Source organism: Paenibacillus chartarius, from assembly GCF_042432825.1.
GTDB lineage: Bacteria > Bacillota > Bacilli > Paenibacillales > NBRC-103111 > Gordoniibacillus > Gordoniibacillus chartarius.
In genome coordinates this window covers 1-6,798 of sequence record NZ_JBHLWN010000040.1, presented here as the reverse complement: position 1 = coordinate 6,798, position 6,798 = coordinate 1, and the positions used below count along the sequence as shown (strand labels likewise).

Sequence of the window (6,798 nt, the reverse complement as noted above, 5' to 3'; positions counted from 1 at the left end):
AAAAGTGCCTCTAAACCCTTGTGAGATAAGGATTTTTTGATTTTTCAGCAAGCCCTAATTACTGGAAGATGGCGGATTAAGTAGTTTGCGTCTGACTCAACCTTGCTTTTTAGTAATTCTGTAACTCTTGGGAATTTTTCAGGTGCATTCTCTAAATGCTCGGTAATAATCTTGGGGGCATGAGCCAAAATAGTATACTTTCTTATCTGCTCAGCGGGATTTGATCTGTACAGGTCATCTGCTGCCGCGGCTAAAATTTTGCTGTATTCAAGATCTAACTTGGCCCAATCCTTTCGAATCCGATTTTTTTTGCTGGGAGGCAAGTTTTTCTCCATCCAATCCCGGTCGTTCTTTAACATTTTATGATACAGATGATTATATCTTTTAGCCAACTCAGTTCTTGAAATGTCGCTATTTTCCCGCATTATTGCAAGTATCTTTTTGCGATTTTCTGTTAACAACGTGGTGACCTCTGATGTTGCAGCAACCTCGTCATTATTATCCATAGACGATGCCCATAACATTTCAAGCGACTGAAGTATTCTAGTGTCTGAAGCCGGCTCTTTATGCCGGTTCAATGAACGTTTTATTTGGGTTGGGGATGTCTTTAACCTTTTTGCAATAGCATTATTACTTAAACCACTTGAATGAAGTTCCAATACAGTTGAATGCCACAATGGACCCATTGTTAACACTGCATAAGGCTTCTCGTTACTATGATCGTTTAATTTCCATCTTCTTGAGAAACTAAAGCCACATAGCGGACAACCAAATAATCCCGAAATATATCTTCCATCATGATCAACACGAACACATTTTTTGATAACTCCTAAGCCATATCCTTCACATACCGGGTTATTGCAAATCCATGGCCCATTCCCAAATGGTATCGGTATACAAAAGGCTCCGTTCTCCGATATAAAATGTTCAACTGAACCAGATAAAAACATCATAATCAGCACATAGAGCAGAATATTTTTAACACCCTTACATGAAAGAAAGAAACTGTCCGAATTAACCTGTGCTTTCAAGTCGGTAGTCAAGTATCCCTTTAAACCATTGTCTTTCAGGAAATTATCAAAGTGCTGAAGAATTTGTTTTCTGTCAACGCCACCCGAGTACTTCATGTATCCTTTTAGTCCCAATGCATTTTTCAATTTTGCAAATATCTCTTCCCGCGATACCTGCTTGGAGTACCTAACCATCTGATAGAAGTTCGTAAGGACTCTCTGTTCGATATTATAGTTGGAGGAAACCGATTCTTCTTGACAATCTGATAGATTGCAACCACATTCACACTCTATAGAAGCTAATAATTGTCCATCTTTCGCTCTAGCCAACTTCTTATTACAGCTTGGGCAATGCACAATCAATTTACTGCCATGTTCTGGGCAGCATGTTATAAAAGTCAGTTGGTGTGTCCTATGCAAATAGACTTCACCATACTTTTGGTTGTCATTCTTCATGCACACGGGACAATAACGTAAGTCCTCTGAAATAAACCGATCTTGACCTTTGCCTAGTAAAACAGCAATATTGGAATCGCCTGCATTTTCCATGATCTCTTCAATGGCCCTTGATAACCGGTCTTCAGGTATGAATGGTTTGACCCAGTGAAAATAGGTATGGTTAAACAAAAAATCACCCACGGACATAAAGCGACTTGGCAACTGTTTAATTAAAAAATTTAAGTTGCGAGGAAATACGGTTAAACTGTAGACCTTTCTTCCGAACAACTCTGAATTTGTTACTGAAAAATCGCTGTTACCCGAAAGCACATGGTACCTAAATATTATGGACCTACTATCTTCATCTGGATATAAGATCGGTAAATACGATAACATAAGCATCGTCCCTCTTTCATGACTGACACTCAACGAGTTCCATAAATTTGTCTTTAACCATTTTCTTTAATGGATGATTCAAGCCGGCTAGCTTCAATAATCTCCATCCTAACACCTTACCTTCCGTCTCATTAAGCTTGCTTGCTGCCCATATTAACCTGCGAACTTGAAATGTCTCTGTAGAATCGACATGTTTCTTAATGAATTCATTGGTTCTGGGGAGCTTGTTTAGATTCTTCATAAGCTTATGTGTCAGGTTACCTGAATCCGTATATCTAGCTATTGAGGCCAACGATATTCTTAGGGGATTAGGCAACTGTTTCATCTGTTCGACCGCCTTTGCCACCACATCATACAAAATCTCGTCTCGCTGATTCCAATCCACTTTTCGTTTGACTTTCGATAGCGAACATCCTTTCTCGTTGTTTCTGTTTCTTCTCGACCTGGCAGGTTGACTTTGATTTCTCATCTTATGCAAAGCTGCTTTATTAGTATTAAGAAGCTCCGTTTGAGTTTTTACAGTCCCAGGGTCGACACCGAGAATTTTTGCTTTCTGACGAAGGGATGTATTGGTTTCATTAAGACACCTTAGTTTGTCATACCAAACTGGACCAAAAGCTTTAATTCTGCCTATGCGGTTTCGATCCTCATCACTTGTATCCGGACCTCTTCTTGAATATACAAATCCGCAACAGCAATGGAAGGTGCCGACCGGCTTTGAAGTTGTTGAGCAACGAGTAACTACACATTTTTCAACAACACTTTGATTGTAATGATCAGCCGCTTTATTGAGACATGGCCAGGGGCCGCTTCCAAATGGAAGATTGTTGGGGGTGACCGAAAAACCACCGACAGATTTTTCAAAAAAACCGATTAGTAATAGATGCCTTAGCGGATGCGTGATTTCTTCTTGATCCCTGATTATTTTATGTAACCACGTATCAGAGCTGTTTGAATCGATACCACAGTCTAGATAATCCAGCAGTTCATCAGTGTAGAAATTCCGAAAATCATGTATAAGACGATTAAATCGTATCCGGCCGCCTACTGTTTGGTATCCTTCCATCGGCAGTACCCTTCTATAGGATGTGGTCTCCTCTTTAGATTTTGACTGGGACTGTAGAAGTAAATTCGATTGAACAGCAATGTATTCCAGATGATCACACCAGTTGGCGTCAATAACGGGTTCGGTAAAATTCGATTCACCGTGTATTGCCAAAGGCACAAATGAATATTTGTGATGAAGAGTTGAGTATTCTACCGTACTGACCCTTAAGATGATCTTATGCAACGGACACATTATAACACCGGGCAGCTGATGGCAGCGATGCCAATAAGGCTCGCAAATCTCACTATCTGCTTTATAGCAATCAGTACAAAATCTTAGCCTTGCCGGCAATTTTATAGAAGTAGCAAGCAATCCCAGGAAGGCATGAACTTCCCCTTGTTTACTCCCATTTTCCATCAAGGATTGTACTTGATGAATTTTCTGTTGCTTCATAAAGTAAGTGTAATAGGGAAGTAGGGTATGATTGTTGATGATTTGATCGGTCGTATATTGTCCATTCAGATTATCGGCAAGACTCATTAGGTGACTTGGCAGATCTGCAGTCGCACAAACCGATCGATTACCGAAAAGGTCCTCGATGGTTTGTCTTTGTATCTTATTTCCTGAAATTACATGGTACCTGGCAATCCCGCTGTAAAGCAATTCATCCTCATAAAGAGTCGGAAAATAAGCTAGCAATAGAATCACCCTCTCAGATAAGATCCTATTGCTAGTTTTCCCTATTTTACATGTCCCTAGTACTCAAACAATCCATTAAATTATTAGCTTCGATAGCTCATCCTCCGACGGGATACTTCCTATATCCACTAGCTTTTCATAGATTACCTCTGTATCCTTTTCATTGTTTGCTACGGCATTTCTAAGGTCATCCTCACCAAGCATAACCTGCTGCTTTTTCTTCTTTTGGGCTTTACTGTTCCCCTTTTCTTGGGCTTCTTTCCCCTCGTTACCACGGTTTTCATCTTCATCCGTCATGGAGTTGAACGTAATATCTTTAATAAGTTGTTTTCGTAAATCAGCCATATCCTTCTCAGCCTCATTAGACTGAAGAACCCTATTAGCAGCTTCATAAGCCATATCGTAAGAAGCCCCGAAATCCATTGCTGTTTTTACAAGCTCAATTAGCTTCTCTTCGTCCTGCTCAATTTTTCCATCACGCAATATTTTTGTTCTGACCTCTCCTTGAATATTGACTTTCTCATCTGCCTTTTGTAAATATTGATCCAACACGTTCCACTTAGGATATAAATCATCTATTGCCTCTAACGCTCGGGGATCTTTACTTCTCAAAACCTTTAACATAGGCTGAACCAGCTGCATGTGCTGTTTGGCAACGGTCTCCAGGAGAGCCCCTGTTATTTTTTCATTATCGTTTCCGTCCTCGATGGCTTGCCACTGGGCTAACATGTACAACTTAACCGCAATATCTACAATTCCCTGAGAAAGCTCATACATTTTCTTACTCAAATGAGGCTTTAGAGGCGTTTCAGTAGCAGTCCATTGATATTTCCACAGAGCATTTAAGAAGAAATCCCACTCCTCGCCTTCATTTAGTCTATCCATGATCAGGTCCCCTTGTCCCGTGCTTCTTCTTGCTTGACTGAAGGAACCTGAAAGAAGCTTCATTGCCTTAAACGTCCCTACTAATACCACAGGAACACCAATCGTATTAATCAATTGAGTAAAGTAATTAAGCATCTTCTCAGCGCCGCCACTCTTAAGAAAACTCAAGTTTTGAATTTCGTCAATGACTAGTACTCCTAACCCATGTAATGTAGCGATATGAGCCATCACTGGAATTAACATATCTACCGATACTTTTTGAGTCGAAAATTTCCGGAAATATTTAGTACCCAAATGCGAATCTACGGATTGTAAAAAGTTAAAGCACAACCCTTTCAGCGAACCATCAAACGGGCAATTTAATTTCAGCCAAACAACTTGCTTACGGATAAAAGGTTGCCCTTTATAAGTCGAGTGATGGATGACCTGCGGGTATAAAAGTAATGAGCTCTCGATTGCCGTTGTCTTCCCCTGTCCACTTACTCCAAGGATAGCGAATCCGGCAGCGGTAGATCTCACCCCTGCAATATTGCTTCCTGTTGAATCAACTCCTCCTTCAAGAACCTCTTTAAACCCTATATGGAATTGTCTCATGACTGCTGGAGAGAAAGGATTTCTGGCTTTATAACCATGGCGGATTAATCTCGACAGCCTTTGTTCCACCAGAAAATGTGAAGGTAACGGCTCGACATAATCGGATATCTGTTGAACAAGATGCAGCCTTGTCTGCCGTCCTAATTTACGTTGCCTTTCATCGTAATCAGGGTATTTCCTGATTTGTAATGCGACATCTTCTTCTTCAAATATCGGAGGCAAAGCTTCTATAAAAGGATTACCCCTATAGTCAGGAATCTCCTGTTCAGAATAGCTTGCCTCCTCTTGCCTGCCTATAAGGCTCGGAGAATACTGGTAATAATCAACCTGCTGTTGAGCTTGCTTAACCATGCTTTTTCTCCTCCGTCTCCCTTAATTTTGCGAGTAGACCCAGCTTTGATTTAGGCTTATATGTTTCTAGAGGGATTACATGATCTCCAGGAATAGATGGTTCGTCCGTCTCCTCATTTGGAGACTTACCCAACTCATAAGCTTGTTCTTTTCGCAGCTTTTCTCTCTCAACGGCTTTAGTCCCTTTAATATTGGACTTCCGTTCAGACTTTGTTAAGGAATGGTCTTGGCTATCGGCACTCCGCTTCATTGCTTCTTTCTTAATCGCTTCTAACTTCGCGCTTAAGGTTACTTCTTCCTGAAGTTCCGTTTCATCATAGTACAAGCTTCTTGACAGTTTTTCCTCGTACCGGGTTGACTTGACCTCTTCAAGGCTCATATTTATGAATCGGGAAGACTTGGCCAATAAGTCGCACTTTATAAAACCCTTGCCATTGTCCGTCTTCACATAGACATGATTCATACATCTTCTGTCATAAGCGATCGGCACCTTTTGTGTTTTCCCTTTAACGAACCAACCCTGACGCGCTAATTCTTCACAACCATAATACATTCCTTCAAAGTATATCCCCTCCCGATTCACAGTAACTTTTGCCTCGGGCAATACATTCAATCGAACGATATCCGGATGAACATTCTTCAAATAGTGATTATGAGATATCCCCCAATTCCATAAATCCCTTGCAACGGGCCGCACTTTATCCAATGCCTGATCTTTGTCTAAAGGGTAGTATTCCATGTAATGATAGTTGTTCCTTTGAAGAATCATCTCGATCATCATTTGTGTAAATTCTCTAAGTGTGAGCTTCGCATCTAAAACGTAATCCGGTCCCCCGCGCTTTTTGTATTCTTTCTTCACAGCACCAGGCGTCCATGGTTGGAGCGTCACGTTCAATGTTCGAAATTGCTGTTCCACAATCCCCTTTAGATCAGCACGATACGGAGGCGCGTTCTTTAGTTTAATTCCTAGCGCTTTACCAAGCGAGTCGGCATTTTTACTCTCCATCTCGCCGCGGTCAGCCATAAAACTTTCTGGCATATGGTGACACGGCCACTCTTCCTCTGTAATTTCGATATCATACTGCCTGCAGAACTCAACCTTATTTTCCACTGTATTTTCAATAGCCATCATGACTCCAAGCCAAGACGGACCTTCAAACCCAACATATAACCCGACAACCATATGACTGTATACATCAACAACAATATATACGACAGGCCTGCCGACAATAATATTGGGATCAATTGCACTTACCAAATATACATCTGTTACCGTTGCATCAACTTCGAAGATTTGGCCTGGTCCATTAGCTTTCCTAGGAGTCTGTCCGACGAAACAGGAATTTGACCCTGCCGTCGCGAATTCATAGGTAAAGA

General features: G+C 41.0%; 4 protein-coding genes. All 4 read right to left on the bottom strand.

All coding sequences use genetic code 11. The annotated features are described in order from the left end of the window. Positions 1–44 precede the first annotated feature (44 nt). A complete protein-coding gene (locus tag ACFFK0_RS10525) occupies positions 45–1,844 on the bottom strand; it encodes a TnsD family Tn7-like transposition protein (protein WP_377470130.1) in 1,800 nt (599 codons plus the stop codon). A gap of 16 nt (positions 1,845–1,860) precedes the next feature. Then, positions 1,861–3,591, bottom strand: coding sequence for a TnsD family Tn7-like transposition protein (locus tag ACFFK0_RS10520; RefSeq protein WP_127607671.1), 1,731 nt, complete (start codon positions 3,589–3,591; stop codon positions 1,861–1,863). Between the two features lie 75 nt (positions 3,592–3,666). After that, a complete protein-coding gene (locus tag ACFFK0_RS10515) occupies positions 3,667–5,421 on the bottom strand; it encodes an ATP-binding protein (protein WP_127607669.1) in 1,755 nt (584 codons plus the stop codon). Continuing rightward, on the bottom strand, positions 5,414–6,798 hold a 1,385-nt coding region (locus tag ACFFK0_RS10510), incomplete at its 5' end, for a TnsB C-terminal domain-containing protein (RefSeq protein WP_377470129.1). The genes ACFFK0_RS10515 and ACFFK0_RS10510, both read right to left, overlap by 8 nt.